Genomic DNA, 266 nt, shown 5'->3' on the forward strand with positions numbered 1-266 from the left:
CCGCGCGGGTCATGCGCATCATATGCGCCAGCACAACCAGCGTCAGCGCGGTGGCTGGCAACGCGATCGCCTGCATGCGCTCACCGAACGGCATGCCGTCATAGACCGTGGAAATGGCCGGGAACCATTGATACTTCACGGCAAAGAAATAGACGAGCACATAGCCGATGAAGAATTCCGGGAAAGATGTCGAGGCGAGCGCCAGGCCGGAGATCAGCTTGTCGACCCAGCCATTGCGGTAACGCACGGCGATCAGGCCGAGGATG

1 protein-coding gene is annotated in these 266 nt (G+C 60.5%); it reads right to left on the reverse strand.

The features are described 5' to 3' along the window. Positions 1-266, reverse strand: a 266-nt coding sequence (locus tag X735_RS0135785; RefSeq protein ID WP_031214126.1) for an ABC transporter permease subunit, incomplete at both ends; no start/stop codon positions are given.

Origin of the sequence: Mesorhizobium sp. L2C084A000 (assembly GCF_000502875.1) — a bacterium.
Lineage (GTDB): Bacteria > Pseudomonadota > Alphaproteobacteria > Rhizobiales > Rhizobiaceae > Mesorhizobium.